The sequence below is a fragment of the Nocardiopsis dassonvillei subsp. dassonvillei DSM 43111 genome (assembly GCF_000092985.1).
GTDB classification, from domain to species: Bacteria; Actinomycetota; Actinomycetes; order Streptosporangiales; family Streptosporangiaceae; genus Nocardiopsis; species Nocardiopsis dassonvillei.
In genome coordinates this window covers 660511-676832 of sequence record NC_014211.1, presented here as the reverse complement: position 1 = coordinate 676832, position 16322 = coordinate 660511, and the positions used below count along the sequence as shown (strand labels likewise).

The 16322-nt window shown below is 72.4% G+C and carries 12 protein-coding genes; 4 read left to right on the top strand and 8 right to left on the bottom strand.

What is annotated here, in order from left to right:
- Positions 1 to 176: 176 nt before the first annotated feature.
- Entirely contained in the window at positions 177 to 923 is a 747-nt protein-coding gene (locus NDAS_RS27135; protein WP_013156467.1) for a hypothetical protein, read from the top strand.
- 9 nt (positions 924 to 932) lie between these two features.
- Here NDAS_RS27135 and NDAS_RS27130 read toward each other — a convergent pair whose 3' ends face one another.
- The 6 genes from NDAS_RS27130 to NDAS_RS27105 all read right to left on the bottom strand — a co-directional run bounded on the left by NDAS_RS27130 (position 933) and on the right by NDAS_RS27105 (position 7464).
- Positions 933 to 2147 carry a sensor histidine kinase gene (locus tag NDAS_RS27130; RefSeq protein WP_013156466.1) on the bottom strand — a complete coding sequence of 405 codons (1215 nt, stop codon included), beginning with the start codon at positions 2145 to 2147 and terminating at the stop codon, positions 933 to 935.
- Positions 2144 to 3448 carry a sensor histidine kinase gene (locus tag NDAS_RS27125; protein ID WP_013156465.1) on the bottom strand — a complete coding sequence of 435 codons (1305 nt, stop codon included), beginning with the start codon at positions 3446 to 3448 and terminating at the stop codon, positions 2144 to 2146. The genes NDAS_RS27130 and NDAS_RS27125 overlap by 4 nt, the downstream gene beginning before the upstream one ends.
- 186 nt (positions 3449 to 3634) lie before the next feature.
- Positions 3635 to 4498 (bottom strand): ABC transporter permease, encoded by an 864-nt coding sequence (locus NDAS_RS27120; protein ID WP_013156464.1) that lies wholly within the window; start codon positions 4496 to 4498, stop codon positions 3635 to 3637.
- Positions 4499 to 4557: 59 nt separating this feature from the next.
- Positions 4558 to 5550: an ABC transporter ATP-binding protein gene (locus tag NDAS_RS27115; RefSeq protein ID WP_013156463.1), complete on the bottom strand. Its 993-nt coding sequence runs from the start codon at positions 5548 to 5550 to the stop codon at positions 4558 to 4560.
- Positions 5551 to 5727: 177 nt separating this feature from the next.
- Positions 5728 to 6492 carry a DUF2470 domain-containing protein gene (locus tag NDAS_RS27110; protein WP_013156462.1) on the bottom strand — a complete coding sequence of 255 codons (765 nt, stop codon included), beginning with the start codon at positions 6490 to 6492 and terminating at the stop codon, positions 5728 to 5730.
- 363 nt (positions 6493 to 6855) lie between these two features.
- Positions 6856 to 7464 carry a TetR/AcrR family transcriptional regulator gene (locus NDAS_RS27105; RefSeq protein WP_013156461.1) on the bottom strand — a complete coding sequence of 203 codons (609 nt, stop codon included), beginning with the start codon at positions 7462 to 7464 and terminating at the stop codon, positions 6856 to 6858.
- 74 nt (positions 7465 to 7538) lie between these two features.
- Here NDAS_RS27105 and NDAS_RS27100 point away from each other — a divergent pair, with 74 nt between their 5' ends.
- The gene (locus NDAS_RS27100) at positions 7539 to 8828 is read left to right on the top strand and encodes an alpha/beta hydrolase (protein WP_013156460.1); all 1290 of its coding nucleotides are present in this window, start codon (positions 7539 to 7541) and stop codon (positions 8826 to 8828) included.
- Between the two features lie 283 nt (positions 8829 to 9111).
- Here NDAS_RS27100 and NDAS_RS27095 read toward each other — a convergent pair whose 3' ends face one another.
- Together NDAS_RS27095 and NDAS_RS27090 are read right to left on the bottom strand one after the other, a co-directional pair.
- A complete protein-coding gene (locus tag NDAS_RS27095; RefSeq protein WP_013156459.1) occupies positions 9112 to 11325 on the bottom strand; it encodes a (Fe-S)-binding protein in 2214 nt (737 codons plus the stop codon).
- Positions 11326 to 12043: 718 nt separating this feature from the next.
- Positions 12044 to 13087 (bottom strand): polysaccharide lyase, encoded by a 1044-nt coding sequence (locus NDAS_RS27090; protein ID WP_013156458.1) that lies wholly within the window; start codon positions 13085 to 13087, stop codon positions 12044 to 12046.
- Positions 13088 to 13550: 463 nt separating this feature from the next.
- Here NDAS_RS27090 and dnaK point away from each other — a divergent pair, with 463 nt between their 5' ends.
- Entirely contained in the window at positions 13551 to 15401 is a 1851-nt protein-coding gene (gene dnaK / locus NDAS_RS27085; protein ID WP_013156457.1) for a molecular chaperone DnaK, read from the top strand.
- Between the two features lie 35 nt (positions 15402 to 15436).
- A complete protein-coding gene (gene grpE, locus NDAS_RS27080) occupies positions 15437 to 16189 on the top strand; it encodes a nucleotide exchange factor GrpE (protein WP_013156456.1) in 753 nt (250 codons plus the stop codon).
- Positions 16190 to 16322: the final 133 nt, after the last annotated feature.

The following is a 16322-nucleotide window of genomic DNA, read 5'->3' as shown; positions in this document are numbered from 1 at the left end:
GGGCGGCGCCACCCGGCCGCGTTGTCCATTCGCACTGCCCAACCGAGCTGACCGACCGCGCTGTCCGGTGGCGGCCCGATCCGGCCACGGCGGCCCGTCTCCGCGCGCCCCGGTCTGGGTAGTGCTTCTGTGGGCCCCGGCCCCGGGAACCCCCCAGCAGCACACAGGAGCCCCTGATGCCACCAGGACCGGACAGGCCGGACCGCGGCGACCGACACCGCGTCGGTCCGCGCCCCCGCACGGACGGCCGCGAGCCCGACAACGCCCGTCGGGTCACCCTCACCATCGCCCTCGTCGTGACCTTCGCCTTCCTGCTGGCCACCGCGGCCGGACTCGGCTGGTTCCTCTCCGACGGCGGGCCCCTGTCCGGTTCGGCTCCGGAGTCCGCCGAGGAGGGCGGCGACGCGGCCGACGGCGGAGGCGGCGCAGGGGACACGGAGGACACCCCGCGGGACCCGGCGGACGGCGGGGACACCGCCGCGGACCCCCCGGCCGGACTGGCCTACGAACTCCCCGGTGAGGAGTGGCACAGACTCGGCGACGGGGAGGTCCCCTCGGAGTACACCTCCTACGCGGTCCTCGGCCCGGCCGAGGACCCGGACGCGGTCATCGTCACCGGCACCGAGGAACTCGGTTCGGTGGAGCCGATCGCGGTGGCCGGGGTGCGACTGGCCGTGGACTTGGCCGCCGACCTGGCCGCCGAGGGCGGCGTGTGGGCCGAGCCCTCCGGGCAGACCGACGTGGACGGGCTGCCCGCCTTCGGGGCGACCATGGGCAGCGACTCGGGGGACACCTACGGCCGCTTCGTGATCGTGGAGCTGGACGACGGCCGGGGCGCGTTCATGCTCGGGGTGAACACCGCGGGCGGGGAGGGCGCCAGCGAGGACATCGACACGGCCTTCGACTCGGTGGGCACGCGCTGAAGCGGCACGTCAGAGCGGCAGGACGGCGCGGAGCAGGAAGCCCCCCTCCGGAGTGCGGGCCGCGGAGAGGGTGCCGCCGCCCATGGCGACCCGCTCGGACAGACCGGCGAGCCCGTTGCCCGACTCCCTCCCGTCCTGGCCGCCGCCCCGGGCGCGGTCGTTGAACACCTCGACCACGAGCGTCCGGGGGCCCACGGCGCTGTCGCGGGCGAGGGTGAAGCTGATCTGGCACTCGTTGGCGTCGCTGTGCCGCAGGACGTTCGTGCCGCCCTCGCGCACCACCCAGGCGGCGAGCGCGGCGGTCCGCGGCGGCAGGTCCAGCCCCTCCAGCCCGGTGGCGACCGCCCTGGTTCCCCCCGCGTCGAGCACCGCGCGGACGGCCTCCGTCTCGCCCGCCAGGTCGACCTCCCGGTAGCCGCTGACCGCCGACCTCACCTGTTGGAGCGCCTGTCTGGCGAGCACCTGCACCTCCGCCATCTCCGCGCCCGCCCGCTCGGGGTCCCGCTCCACGAGCCGTCCGGCCAGCTGGGCCTTGACCGCGAGCGCGGAGAGGCTGTGCCCGAGCAGGTCGTGCATGTCGCGGGCGAAGCGGAGCCGCTCCTCGCTCACCGCGAGCTGGGCGCGGGCCCGCTGTCCCGCGACGGCCTCGCGGCTGATGTCCCACAGCCAGATCATGGAGAGCGAGGCCCCGGCGAACATCAGCCCGCTGAAGACCATCACCAGCCACACCAGCAGGTAGAGGAGCGGCTGGAACTGCGTCTCGAACCCGTAGAACGGGACCGCGAGCCAGGGCAGCGCCAGCAGGGCGGCTGTGACGTACGCGCTGCGCCTGCGCGGGGCGAGGAAGACCCCGGTCCCCCACCACGCGGCCAGGAAGAACACGGTGTTGATCGGCTCCTGGAGGCACAGGACGACCACGACGATCAGGCCGAGCGAGGTCCAGTAGGCGCGCGGGTCCGGCTTGCGCCGACCGTCCAGCCTGGCCCGGAGCATCACGATCAGCAGCACGGCGATCGGCACGGAGGCGACCACCCCGGTCAGGGAGCGCCACAGGGGCCAGTCCGAGGCCGCGGCCGTGACGACGTCCACCAGGGGCATCCCCACGACGAGCAGCGCGGTGAAGCCCACCGAGACGATGACGATGCGCCGGGCGAAGCGGACCCTGCGGTCGCCCTCCCGGTCGGAGGCCGTGTACTCGGCGGAGGGCGTGCCGTGATCGCTCAACGTGACTCCTCGGTGTGTCGGGTCCCGTCGGGCAGCGGGAGGACGGCTCTGAGCAGGAAACCGCCGTCGTGGGTACGGTTCGCCGACAGTGTGCCACCCTCCCGTACGACACGTTCGGAGAGCCCGGCCAGACCGCTGGCCGAGGCCGCGCCGTCCTCCGGGCCGCCGCGCGCCCGGTCGTTGGACACCTCGACCACCAGTGCCCTCCCCCCGTGCCCGGCTTCCCCGTCCACGGAGAAGGAGATCCGGCAGCGGCGGGCGTCGCTGTGCCGCAGGATGTTGGTGGCCCCCTCGCGCACCACCCAGGCGGCGATTCCGGCCGCGGCCGGGAACTGTTCCGGGGCCGCCGTTCCGGTGACGACGGTCTCGGTGCCGTTGGCGCGCAGGACCGCGCCGATCGACTCCACCTCCGCGGCCAGGTCCACACCCCGGTAGCCGCTGACCGCCGACCTCACCTGCTGGAGCACCCGGCGGGCCAGTTCGTGGACCTCCTCGATCTCGGCCGCGGAGCCCGCCGGATCACTCCCCAGAAGCAGTTCGGCCCGTCTGGCCCTGACAGCGAGCGTGGTCAGGCCCTGGCCGATCACCCCCTGCATGTCCTGGGCGAACCGGAGCCGCTCCTCGCTCACCGCCAGCCGGGTGCGGGCGTGCTCCCCCTCCAGAGCCTCGTTCGTGGCCTCCCACAGGCGGAACATGGTCAGGGCGACGAACCAGATCACGAGGGTCCAGCCCACTGAGAACAGGCTGGAGAACACCAGCACGAAGAGGGGTATGTCCACCAGTGTGACGGACAGGTGCAGCCAGGGCAGCACCAGCAGGGCGAGGCCGACGAGGAGGGAACGCCTCCAGGGGGCGGAGAAGGCCGCCACCCCCCACCAACACGTGCAGGTGAGGAAGACGTACGGAGTGACCTGCATGAGGAGGCACGCCAGGAGGAGCAGGGCGAGCGAGCCCCAGTAGAGCCGGGGGTCGGCGATCCTCCTCCCGTCCACCCGGCTCCGGATCATGCACAGGCACAGCAGCGCGCACAGCAGGGCGACCGCGGTGGACACCGCGGGAGGCCAGGTCCTGAACCCGTCCTCCGAGCCGACGGAGCGGGCCCCGGACAGGAGCAGTTCCATGAACGGCGCGAAAGGCACCATCAGCGCCAGCGAGCCCAGCGTCCACAGGATGCACCACCGCGCGAACCGGAGCCTGCGCAGGAAACGGGGGTTCGTGCCCGCGTCGGCCCCTGGAACGGGAGAGGGGACCGCCGAGTCCGCCGTCCCGTGCCCGGCGGTGAACGTGTCCTGGGAACCCACCGCTCCTCCTCTCCTCCGCGCCGCTGCGGCCGCCGGCTCCTCTCCGGCCGCCGTCGGCCGCACCACAACCACCGTAGAAGCCGCGGACCCCCTCCGAACGGTTGTCCACAGGCCTTTCCGGACCCGCACGGGAGAAGGCCGGGGCAGGCCGTCCGTCCCCGGCCTCCCCGGCGCCCCGCGCCCGCCCTACGGCTGGCGGGGGTCCCACCTGAAGTAGCGGCGCACCAGCAGGGCCAGCACCGCGATCCAGGCGAGCATGATCCCGATGGAGGGCAGGGCCGCGACCCACAGGGCGAGGTAGCCCTTCTCCTCCCCGTCCCCGAAGCCCCGGAAGGCGTCGTAGCCGGAGTAGGCGGTCTGCGCCATCTCCCCGGCGGGGACCGACGGAACGAAGCCGATGATCACGCGAGCGGTCTCCGGCAGGAACTCCAGCGGGATGAGTCCGCCGCCCACGAACAGCAGGACCAGCATGGGCAGCATCGAGATCATCTGGGCGGACTCGGCGTTGCGGACGATCGGGGTGATGAGCAGCCCCATCAGGGAGAACATGACGGAGCTGAGGACGACCGCGACGGCGAGCATCAGCGGGTCCCGGGGAAGGCTGCCGAAGAAGACCAGGACCAGGGCGGCCACCACCACCGTGATCGCCAGGGAGAAGACCACCACGGCCCCGATGACGCCGCCGAAGACCGCCGACTGGGGCACCCCGCTGACCCGCAGCCGCTTGAGGACCAGGGACTCCCTCCGCGCGGTGAACACGTTGGAGGGGTGGCCGACGCCCAGGATGAGCCCGATGGAGCCGATGGTGGCGACCATGGCCATCTGCCCCATCCCGAAGCCGGGGACGACCTCGTCATTGGGGAGGTTCGTGGTCATGAAGGCGAAGAAGAGCGGCAGGGCCAGGTACATCCAGGCGGTCTTGTACCGGGCGAACAGGGTGAACTCGGTTCGGGCCAGGCGGACGGCCTGCCTGGCCCAGCTGACGCCGGGTCGGACGCCGGGTCGGACGCCGGTGGCGTCGGTGGCGGGGGCGGCGGTGTTCGCGGTCATCGCGGTGTCTCCTCGAAGGACTGTGCGGGGCAGGGGGGCACGGAGCGCTGCGGCGCGCGTCAGACCAGGTCGGCGGCGCCGTCGGCGACCCGGAGGAACACGTCCTCCAGGGAGGCGCTGCGCACCTGGAGGCTGCGCAGGACGGTGCCGTTCTCCACGGCCCAGGACATGAGCGCGGCCACCGCGTGGTGCGCCCGCTCCTCGACGTCCCCCCGCGTGACCGTGTAGGTGGCCCACAGCGCCTGGCCGCGCGTCTCCACGGAGACGTCCGCGCCCTCGACGCGGGGCAGGTCGGCGGTGCGCACGTTCGGGGGCAGCACGAAGCTCACCCGGTCGCCCCAACCCGCGAGGACCTCCTGGATCGTCCCCTCCACGCGGACCTCGCCGCGGTGCATGATCGCCAGCCGGTCGGCGAGCCGCTCGGCCTCCTCCAGGTAGTGGGTGGTGAGCAGGACCGCCACCCCCTCCCGCTTGAGGTCGTTGACGATGCGCCAGGTCTCGATGCGGCCCTCGGCGTCCATGCCGGTGGTGGGCTCGTCCAGGTACAGGACCTCGGGCCTGGTCAGCAGGGCCAGCGCCAGGTCCAGGCGGCGCTTCTGCCCTCCGGACAGCTGGCGGACCGCGACCCCGCGCTTGTCGGCGAGGCCGACCAGCTCCAGCGTCTCGTCCGTGTCCCTGGGCGCGGCCGCGAGGTCGCGGGCCAGGTGCAGGGTCTCGGCGACGGTCAGGTCCTCCAGCAGGCCGCTGCCCTGGAGGACGGCGTTGGTGCGCTCCCGGACTCCGGCGGGCTGGCCGTAGGGGTCGAGGCCGAAGACCCGGACACTGCCGGAGCTGGGGCGGCGGAAGCCCTCCATCGTCTCGATGGTGGTGGTCTTGCCCGCGCCGTTGGTCCCGAGGAGGGCGAAGAGCTCGCCGGGGTGGATCTCGAAGGAGACCCCCTTGACCGCCTCGAAGTCGCCGTAGTGCTGGTGGAGGTCGCGGACGACCACCGCCGGGCCGGTGGCGTCCTGTCGGCCGGGGCCGGTCGCTGCGGTGCTCGCTGTCGTCGTCATGTCCCCAGGTTCCCGCGGAACGGCTCACACGGAACAGACGCCGTTATCACCGGCCGCACGGGGGAACCTACCGGCGCGCGCACTGACAAATGTCATCGGGCCGGTGCGGCGGCCGCTGGTGGGCGGTCGTGGCCGCGCCCTCGGACCCCTCGGCCGCGCCCGCCTTCCGGTGGCCGCTCATCCGCGGTCGTAGCCCTGGGGGACGGGGTGTCCGGCCAGCCGGTGCACCTGGACGGCGACGTCGTCGGGGGTGCGCGCCGGGCGGGTGAAGGGCAGGTGTACGTCGTGGTGGCCCCGCGCGGTCTCCACCCGCAGCCGCAGCCCGAGGCGGTCCACGCCCAGGGGCCTGGGTCGGCCTCCGCGCGCGGCGCCGGAAGCGGCGGCCAGCAGGTCGCCCACCAGGTCCGGGTGGTCCTCGTCGAGGTGGCGCAGCCAGGGCGCCTCCCAGAGGCAGAACGGGTCGGGGCGCGCGGCGGCCAGTTCGGCTGGATCGAGCACGTGGGCCCCGTCGTGGTCGGACTGGACCACCAGGGTGGTGCGCAGGACCACCATCGTCAGGCCGTACCCGATCTCCAGCAGCCGGTCGTCGGTGGCGGCCTCGGGCAGCCGGGCCGCGCGTACGCGGGCGTGGGCGTGCTCCAGGGCCTCCACGGCGCCGCTCACCCACAGCACCGCCCGCACCCTGTCGCGCATCAGCACGGGTGACAGGTCGGTGAACTCCGCCATCACCACGGGGCCCCTGGGACGGGGGTCCGTGAGCGGGTGGCCGTCGGGCAGCAGGAGGCTCACGGCGCCGTCGGCGTGCACGTGGCAGGGGGCTTCCTCCAGGTACACGGTCCCCGCCTCGCCGAACCGGTCCGAGGCCGCCGCCACGGTCACCGGACCGCCGCGGGCCAGGGTGGAACGGGCGCGATCGGCGGGAGGAGGAACGGGGGCGTTCACGGGCGACCACCTCGAATAGAAGACAGTCAGGTAAGGCTAACCTAAATCACCCTTCCCTGGAAGCCCCTCCCCCGCACCGCGTCCACGGGGGCGGTACCGGTGCGGGCGGTGGCCGGGGCCGCGAACGCCGCCCCGCACCGCGCTCACCGGGGCGGTACGGCCGCGCGAAGGGAAGAGGGAAACGGCCCTGAGCGACCACGAGGCCATCGCGGTGGCGCTGCCGACGGGGCCGCACCGCACACGGGAGGCGGCCGCAGGAGCCTCCACCTTCCCGGCGCCCCCGCCCCCGCGGGCCGTCCCGACTGGCGCCCGCACCGACGGCGCGGACGTTCCCCGCACGGGACGCCTGCCCGTACGGGACGTCTACCCGCGTGTGACCGCCGCGACCGCCGCCTCCACCGCGGCGCGCTGGGCGTCCAGCGGGGAGCCCGGGGGCTGGCGGACGGCGCTGAGCCAGATCCCGTCCACGAGGACCAGCAGGAGTTCCACCAGGGCGTCCGGGTCCTGCCCGGGGGCCAGTTCCCCCTGCTCGCCCGCCCAGCCGACGGCGGCGCGCAGAGCGGCGCGGGCCCGGACGTCGAACCCGGCCAGGACCTCCGCGAACTCGGCGTCCACGGCCGCGCGGGCGTAGAACGCCGACCAGACGCGGGCCTCGGCCAGGCGCTCGTCGTCGGTCGGCAGCAGGTCGGTGAGCACCTGCCGCAGCCCCTCGGCGAAGGACAGCAGCCCCGGGCCGATCCGCACCCGGGCGAGCCGCGCGGCGACCGCGTCGACGACCTCGTGCATGGCGAAGAGGAGAAGCGCCTCCTTGGTCCCGAAGTCGCGCTGGACGGCTCCGACGGAGAGTCCGGCCTCGGCCGCCACGGTGCGGATGCTGACACTCTCCAGGCCCTCGCGGGCGGCGATCCGGTGCAGGGCGGCGGCCACCTGTCGGCGGCGTCCGTCCTTGTCCACGTACCTGGGCACGGCCACATTCTGACACACCCCCCGTTCTGATACGTTCGTATCGATACGGACGTATCGAAAGAGTTCTCGAAGGGGAGACCATGGACCGACGGAACCGCGCCGCCGCGGCCGCCCGCTGGCTGGCGACCGCCCTCGCGGGCACGACCGCGCTTGTCGGCGCGGGCGCCGCCGCGCTCGTCCTGCTGCCGCCGCCCTCCTGGGACGCGTGGCAGTACGGACTGCTGGTACTGGAGTTCAGCCTGGTGTTCGCCGCCCTGGCCGTCGTCGGCCTGGTCCCGGCCCTGTTCGCGGCGGGGAGGCCGCGCCTCCGCGAGGGCACCGGGCGGCGTCCGGACGCGGGAAGCAGGGGAGCGGTGTGGCGTCGGCGCCTCGCCGCGGCGGCCGCCACGGCCAACGGCGCGGTACTGGTCGCCGCGCTCGTCCCGCCCGGGACGATCTGGTCCACCGCACACGCGGAGGGAGCCCGGCTCGACCTCGGCGAGTACGCCGCCGGACTCGCCACCAGCGCCGACCGCGCACCCGAGACCCGCGTCTACCTGCGCACCGGCGAGTCGGCGGTCGGGGACGCCTCCGACCCGCAGGACCTGGAACTGGACGTGTGGGAGCCCGAGCGGCGGCGGGGGGACGCCCCGCCACCGATCGTGGTGAACGTCCACGGAGGCGCGGACGACCTGCCGCAGAGCCTCCTGCCCCGCTGGGACGTGTGGCTGGCCGACAACGGGCACGTGGTGTTCGACGTCGACTACCGCTACTTCCCCGACGGCGACTGGTCGGTGCCGGTCTCCGACGTCAAGTGCGCGATCGGCTGGGCCCGCGAGCACGCCGCGGAGTACGGGGCCGACCCCGGCCGGATCGCCGTCACCGGCCAGTCGGCGGGCGGCCTGCTCGCCCTCCTGGCCGCGTACAGCTCGGACGAGGAGATCCCCCCGAGCTGCGACGTGCCCGACACCGGCGTCGACGCGGTCGTGGCCTGGTACGCGGTGGCCGACGGTACCGCCGAGGCGCCCGAGCTGCCCTGGCGCCAGCGCAACTCCCCGATGGGCGGCGACCTCCTGGAGGAGAGCGAGCGCCTGATGGGCGGCTCCGTGGCGGAGCTGCCCGAGGAGTACGCGATGAGCTCGCCCATCACGTACGTCTCGCCGGAGGTTCCGCCCACGATGCTGATCACGCCCGGCCACGACCTGTTCGTGGGCCCGGAGGACAACCGCCGCCTCGCCGCCCGGCTCGACGCGGCCGGGGTCCCGCACCGGCACCTGGAGATCCCCTGGGCGGAGCACATGTTCGACCTCAACTGGGGAGGGTTCGCCAGCCAGGTCACCCGGCACGGCCTGGACGGGTTCCTCGACGAACACCTCGCCGCCTCGCCGTGAGCGGTTCCGCCCCCGGTCCGGAAGTGCCCCCGCCCCCGGCCATGAGCGGCGCCGCCTCGGCCCTGTGAACGGCTCTGCCCCCGGTCGCTGAACGGCTCCTCGCCGTCAGCGGTTCCGGCCATCCCCACGAGCCGTCACGGTCCGGAGCGCGCGGTCGGGACACGGAGTCCCGGGCACGGTGCCGCGCCGGACCGCCGGTGAACGGCGCAGGGGCCGGGGAGCCGACCGTGCGGTCGGCTCCCCGGCCCCTGCGCGGGCTCGGTGCCCTGGTCCGGACCTCGCGTCAGCCCTGGGCGTCGGCGGTCTCGGCCTCCTCCTTGGGGGCCTCGCCCCGGACCGAGCGCAGCAGCAGCTGGGAGACGTCCACGACCTCCAGCGTCTCCTTCGCCTCGCCCTGCGACTTCTTCTCGTTGATCGCGTCGCCGAGCATGACCTGGCAGAACGGGCACGCGGTGGAGACGGTGTCGGGGTTGGTGGTCAGCGCCTCGTCCACCCGCTCGGTGTTGATGCGCTTGCCGATCCGCTCCTCCATCCACATGCGGGCGCCGCCGGCGCCGCAGCAGAAGCCCCGCTCCTTGTGGCGGTGCATCTCCTGCGTCTTGACCCCCGGCACCTGCGCCATGATGTCGCGCGGCGGCGTGTATACCTTGTTGTGGCGGCCCAGGAAGCAGGGGTCGTGGTAGGTGATGTTCTCCTCCACGGAGTTGACCGGCGTGAGCCTGCCCTCCTCCACGAGCTTGGCCAGCAGCTGGCTGTGGTGCACGACCTCGTAGGTACCGCCGAGCTGCGGGTACTCGTTGGCGAGCGTGTTGAAGCAGTGCGGGCAGCTGGCCACGATCTTGGTGACACCGGCCTCGTTCAGCGTCTCCACGTTCTGCTGGGCGAGCATCTGGAAGACGTACTCCATGCCCAGGCGGCGCGCGGGGTCACCGGTGCAGGCCTCCATGCCGCCCAGCACGGCGAACTCGACGCCCGCCATGTCGAGCAGCTCGGCGATGGCCTTGGTGGTCTTCTTGGCGCGGTCCTCCAGGGCACCGGCGCAGCCGACCCAGAACAGGTACTCGGTGCCCTCGGGGAGCTTGTCCTCGACGACCTGCACCTCGACCGGGTTCTCCTCCCGGGAGGCCAGCTCCTCGATCCAGTCCATGCGCCGGTCCTCGGCCATGCCCCACGGGTTGGCCTTGTTCTCCAGGTTCTTGAGGAGCGTGTTGGCCTCGGACGGGAAGTTGGACTCGACCATCACCTGGTAGCGGCGCATGTCGAGGATGTGGTCGATGTGCTCGATGTCCACCGGGCACTGCTCGACGCAGGCGCCGCAGTTGGTGCAGGCCCACAGCTCGTCGGGGTGGATGACGCCGTTCTCCTCCTCGGTGCCGACCAGCGGCCGGTTGAGGAGGGCGAGGACGTCCACGCCCGCGTGGCTCTCGTCGGGCTTCTCGGCGAGGGTCTCCTCGGTGATGCCCTGGAGCAGGTACGGGGCCTTCTCGTAGGTGTGCTGCTGGAGGTCGAGGATGACCTTCTTGGGCGAGAGCGGCTTGCCCGTGTTCCAGGCGGGGCACTGGGACTGGCAGCGCCCGCACTCGGTGCAGGTGGTGAAGTCCAGGAGGCCCTTCCAGGTGAAGTCCTCCAGCTTGCCCGCGCCGAACGGGTCCTCGTCGGGGTCAGCCTCCTCGAAGTCGAGGGGCTTGGTGCCGGACTTGTCCATCATCTGCTTGGCCGCGCCCAGGGACGGGGACCCGTCGGCGTTGCGCTTGAAGTAGATGTTGACCGGCGCGAGGAAGCGGTGCCAGCCGATGCCCATGGTGAGCACGCGGGCGATGACCACGAAGAACAGGTAGCTGATGATCAGCTTGAACGCGGCGACCAGCGCGATGGCGGGCTCGGCGACCGCGGGGTCGCCGGGCAGGATCGCGCCGAGGCCGGTGGAGATCGGCGTCGCCCAGGCCGGGAACGGGAAGTCGCCCATGGCCGACTTGAGACCGCGGATCACGAAGATCGAGATCAGCAGGCCCCACAGGTAGGCCTCGACGTAGTACGCCGTCCAGTGCCGGGAGTTGGTGAACCGGGACTGGCGGCCCAGGCGCTTGGGCCCGTTGAGCAGGCGGTAGACGGTCAGGCCGACGATGCCGACGAGGCTGGCCGCGGCGATGAGCTCGATGGCCAGGCCGTACAGGGCCCAGTCGTAGATGATCGGCAGCTTGAAGTGCGGGTCGAAGACCTCGCCCTGGGCCTCCACGACGGTGAAGACCAGCAGCGGGAACGAGACCATGACGAACCAGTGGGCGACGCCGATCCACGGCCGCTTGAGCATCCGCCCGTGCCCGAGGATCTCGATGAGCGCCATGGTGAACCGCTGTCCGAACGGCCCCTTGCGCTCCGGCTCCACCGAGCGGCCCACACCCACGGTTCGCACGATCTGGCGGATGCCCAGAGCGAACATGGTGAACGCGACCACGGCGAAGACCGAGGTGATGATGCCCAGTGTCAGGTACAGCATCGTCCGTGGCCTCCCATCCTGCTTCGTCGTCCGGTGCGCCACACACCGGGGGTCGAACTATATGTTACTAGCGAGTAATGCCGCGGTCGCCACCGGATGCCCGACCGCTCGCGGAACGGACACCCCGCCGCCGTCGCCGCGGGCCGCCGGGTCGCGGAACCCGGTCGGCACGCCCGCGCCGGTGCCGTCCGGCGCTGGCGCCGGTACCGGTGTGACAGGACCGCGCGGGTGCGCCCGAACGGGACTCGGGCACACCGCACGTCCTATATGTAGCGGACGGCGGACGCGGGACGACTCGACGGGGGTATCGGTGACTTCACCGTCTCTCCCCTACTACCAGGTTGCGGCATCGCCGGGAGTGGAACAACCACGGATCCGCGGCTGTGGACGACCTCCGGGAGCCTCCAGTGGAGTGCCTCCAGCGGGGCGCACCCGAGGACCGGGCACGAGGACCGCGCAGGAGGACCGGACACGGGGCCGCGCCGGGGGTCGAGCGCGAGGTCCGTCCCCGCGAACGGTGCGCGGCGCGCGGGCACGGCGAAGCCGGGGACGCCGTGGGACCCCCCGTCTTCCAGTCTCGTGAAGGGGCCCGGCCTCCGACAACGCCCACCCTCCGCCTGTGGACGACTCCCCGGAGCGCGGACCCCGGGCGGCGCGGCGCTCGGGGCCCTCCCCCGGACGGGCCCCGGCGGAGCGGGTCGGGCGGGGCCGTCGGCGCTCAGGCGCAGCCGCCGAGCTCGCAGATGTCGGTGCGCGAGGTGGACACCTTCAGGTCGTCGTACCAGACGTAGCTGTCGTGGGCCGGGGCGAAGCCCTCGGTGGAGCCGCCGAAGAAGGTCGAGAGGTAGGCCTTGTCCACCAGGTCGTCGTCGGTGACCAGGCGAAGGCCGGTGACCAGCGCGGCGGGCTCGCCGTTGTAGAAGACCTCGATCTCCCCGTCGGGCTCGGCCCGGCCGTCGGTGACCGTGTTGACGCGGACCCGCTGGGCGATGTGCACCCACTCGCCCCGGGGGAGGTGGACGACGGACCCGTCCGCGACGAGGGGCTCGGAGTCGCCGAACTCGCCCGCCTTGTCCATGTGGTAGTAGTACAGCTCCGCCTTGCCGTCGCGGCGCCAGACCACGCGCGAGCTGTAGCCGTTCTCGCCCGTGCAGACGTCCCCGCCCGAGCAGCCCGCGCCCCCGGCCAGCCCGAAGCCCAGCTTTCCGCCGAACGAGGTGGTCCCCCAGCTGAAGTCCTCGCCCAGGCGCGCCCAGAAGGACAGGTAGTACTCGCGCGCCGGGGAGAGCTGGAACGGCGCCAGCCCGCCGGACTCCTGCGCGCCGATCCTCCCCTCGGGGTAGAGCACGCGCAGCGACTGCCCGCCCCCGTGGGCGGGGACCGAGTCGTCGATGACGGCGCGCTCCTCCAGCCCCCTGGCGCTGGAGGCGTACCAGCCGTCCTTCTCCCATTCGTCGAGGGTGTAGGCGGTGCCCGCGGCCGGGCGCTCGAAGGTGTTGTGCCGGTACGCGGACGAGAAGGCGTCCCCGGCCTCCCCGGCGAACGCGGAACCGTCCCCGGCGGACCCGGAGCCCTCCCCGGACTCCCCGGCGTCCCCGGTGGACGGTGGGGCCTCCGCGGCGGGCGGCGAGGTCTCCACGACGGGCGCGGTGGTGTCCCCGATCAACCGCGGTTCGTCCTCGGCGGACGCGGGGGCGGCGCCCAGCGCGGGCAGCAGCACCGCGGCGGCGAGCGCGGAGGCGAGCAGGGCCTTGGACGTCACGGGCGTCTCCGTTTCAGGGGTACGGCGGACGCGGCGGGAAGCCGCCGCGGCGGTCGCCGCCCGGCGGCGCCGGCGCTTCGGCACCGGCGTGTCGGCGGCAGGGCCATCGTCGGCCGCCGACCGGGGACGCCCGGCGCCGCGACACGGGCGTTTCCCTCCGCTTGACCGGAAGGCGCCCCTCCGGTGACCGCGCCTCCGGAGCCGCCAGCGACCGCGTCCCCGAAGCCACCCCAGGGGAACCCCGACCCTCCCTGATCTTGCGGGTCAAGGTTCTCCCCGACTTGTCCCGGGGTTCGCCCATATCCCCGATCAGAGTGCCCAGGTCGGGAACATCCCGGTCCGGCCGCCCGTTGTCAGGACGTAGGAACCAACTTGAGTCGGGTCAACTCAACTGACTTGACAGCCCTCAACCGACGAAGCAAAATTACGTCCGAACGACTCAACTTTGACGGAGGAAGCAACCATGGCACGTGCGGTCGGAATCGACCTCGGTACGACGAACTCGTGTGTCGCGGTCCTGGAGGGCGGCGAGCCCACGGTCATCGCCAACGCCGAGGGCGCCCGTACCACCCCGTCCGTCGTCGCCTTCGCCAAGAACGGTGAGGTGCTCGTCGGCGAGGTCGCCAAGCGCCAGGCGGTCACCAACGTCGACCGCACCATCCGCTCGGTCAAGCGCCACATCGGCACCGACTGGACGGTGAAGATCGACGACAAGACCTTCAACCCCCAGCAGATCAGCGCCTTCGTGCTCCAGAAGCTCAAGCGCGACGCCGAGGCCTACCTGGGCGAGGACGTGACCGACGCGGTCATCACCGTCCCGGCCTACTTCAGCGACTCCCAGCGCCAGGCCACCAAGGAGGCCGGCACCATCGCGGGCCTCAACGTCCTGCGCATCATCAACGAGCCGACCTCGGCCGCGCTGGCCTACCACCTGGAGAAGGAGGACGAGGCCACCATCCTGGTCTACGACCTCGGTGGCGGCACCTTCGACGTCTCCCTCCTGGAGGTCGGCGACGGCGTCGTGGAGGTCAAGGCGACCAACGGCGACAACCACCTGGGCGGCGACGACTGGGACCAGGCCATCGTCGACTGGCTGGTCGAGCGCTTCAAGAACTCCAACGGCGTGGACCTGTCCAAGGACAAGATGGCCCTCCAGCGCCTGCGCGAGGCCGCGGAGAAGACCAAGATCGAGCTGTCCAGCTCCAGCGAGTCGGCGATCAACCTGCCCTACATCACGGCCTCGGCCGAGGGCCCGCTGCACCTGGACGAGAAGCTCTCCCGCGCCGAGTTCCAGCGCCTGACCGCCGACCTGGTCGAGCGGACCAAGACCCCGTTCCAGCAGGTCCTCAAGGACGCCGGGATCAGCCTGGACCAGATCCACCACGTGGTCATGGTCGGCGGCTCCACCCGTATGCCCGCCATCGTGGACCTGGTCAAGGAGATGACCGGCAAGGACCCCAACAAGGGCGTCAACCCGGACGAGGTCGTGGCCATCGGCGCCTCGCTCCAGGCCGGTGTGCTCAAGGGCGAGGTCAAGGACGTCCTGCTGCTGGACGTCACCCCGCTGTCGCTGGGCATCGAGACCAAGGGCGGCGTGTTCACCAAGCTCATCGAGCGCAACACGACCATCCCGACCAAGCGCTCCGAGATCTTCACGACGGCCGACGACAACCAGCCGTCCGTGCAGATCCAGGTGTACCAGGGTGAGCGCGACATCGCCCAGTACAACAAGAAGCTGGGCGTCTTCGACCTGACCGGTCTGCCCCCGGCGCCGCGCGGCGTCCCGCAGATCGAGGTCGCCTTCGACATCGACGCCAACGGCATCGTCAGCGTCACCGCGAAGGACCTGGGCACCGGCAAGGAGCAGTCCGTCACCATCTCCGGCGGCTCCGCGATGTCCAAGGACGACATCGACAAGATGGTCCGCGAGGCCGAGCAGTACGCGGAGGAGGACCGCAAGCGCCGCGAGGAGGCCGAGGTCCGCAACAACGCCGAGTCCCTCGTCTACCAGACCGAGAAGGTCATCAAGGACAACGAGGACAAGGTCCCGGCGGACGTGCGCTCCGAGACCGAGGCCGCCGTCGCCGAGCTGAAGACCGCGCTGGAGGGCTCCGACGTGGAGGCCATCCGCACCGCGAGCGAGAAGGTCGCGCTGGCCAGCCAGAAGATCGGCTCCGCCATCTACAGCCAGGGCCAGCAGGGCGCCGAGGGCGACGCCCAGGGCGCCCAGAGCTCCGCCGACGACGCCGACGTCGTGGACGCCGAGATCGTCGACGAGGACAACAAGGGCACCCAGGGCAACCAGCAGTCCTGAACCCGGGTCGAGTCGAGGAAGGAGGCGTGTCTCAGATGGCACCGTCGGAGAACACCAACGGCACCGGCGACGGTGAGGAGCGCCAGGGGCCGGTGATCCGGGACAACCGCCGGATCGACCCGGAGACCGGGCAGGTCCGCAACCCCGAGGCCGAGGGCGACGCGACCGAGGAGATCCCCGAGGTCGCCGAGGAGGAGGTCGTCGAGGCCGACCTGGAGGACGTAGAGGTCCCCGACACCCCCGAGTCGGTGGTGTCGGAGGCGATCAACGCGGACGAGCGGGTCGTCGAGCTCACCAACGACGTCAAGCGGGTGCAGGCGGAGTACGCCAACTACCGCAAGCGCGTGGACCGCGACCGCGTGGCCGTCCGTGAGATCGCCACAGCCCAGGTCCTCGGCGAACTGCTGCCGATCCTGGACGACGTCGGCCGGGCCCGTGAGCACGACGAGCTCAACGGCGGGTTCAAGGCGGTGGGCGAGGCCCTGGAGGCCGTGGTCACCAAGTTGGGCCTGGAGCGGTACGCGGAGAAGGACGACGAGTTCGACCCCAACCTCCACGAGGCGCTCACCCTGGTCCCCGTCCCGGGCATCTCGGTCCAGACCGTGATCGAGGTGTTCCAGCCCGGGTACCGCATCGGTGAGCGGATCCTGCGTCCGGCCCGCGTGGTCGTCGGCGATCCCGCCGACGGCGGCGCGGAGGCCGCGGCCGGTTCCGCCGCCGAGGGCGACGCCCCCGGCGGGGAGTCCCCGGCCGCGGACGGCGCCGACGGCGGGGAAGACGACAGGTAACGGGTCCACCCGTTGATCCTCCGGCCGCGGCCCCGCGTGAGCGGCGGCCGCGGCCGGAGGCGGACCCCGGCCCGACACGGTGCGGGGTCACATGGAAGCATCGGACGCAACCGGCACCAGCGGGGGAAGGCAC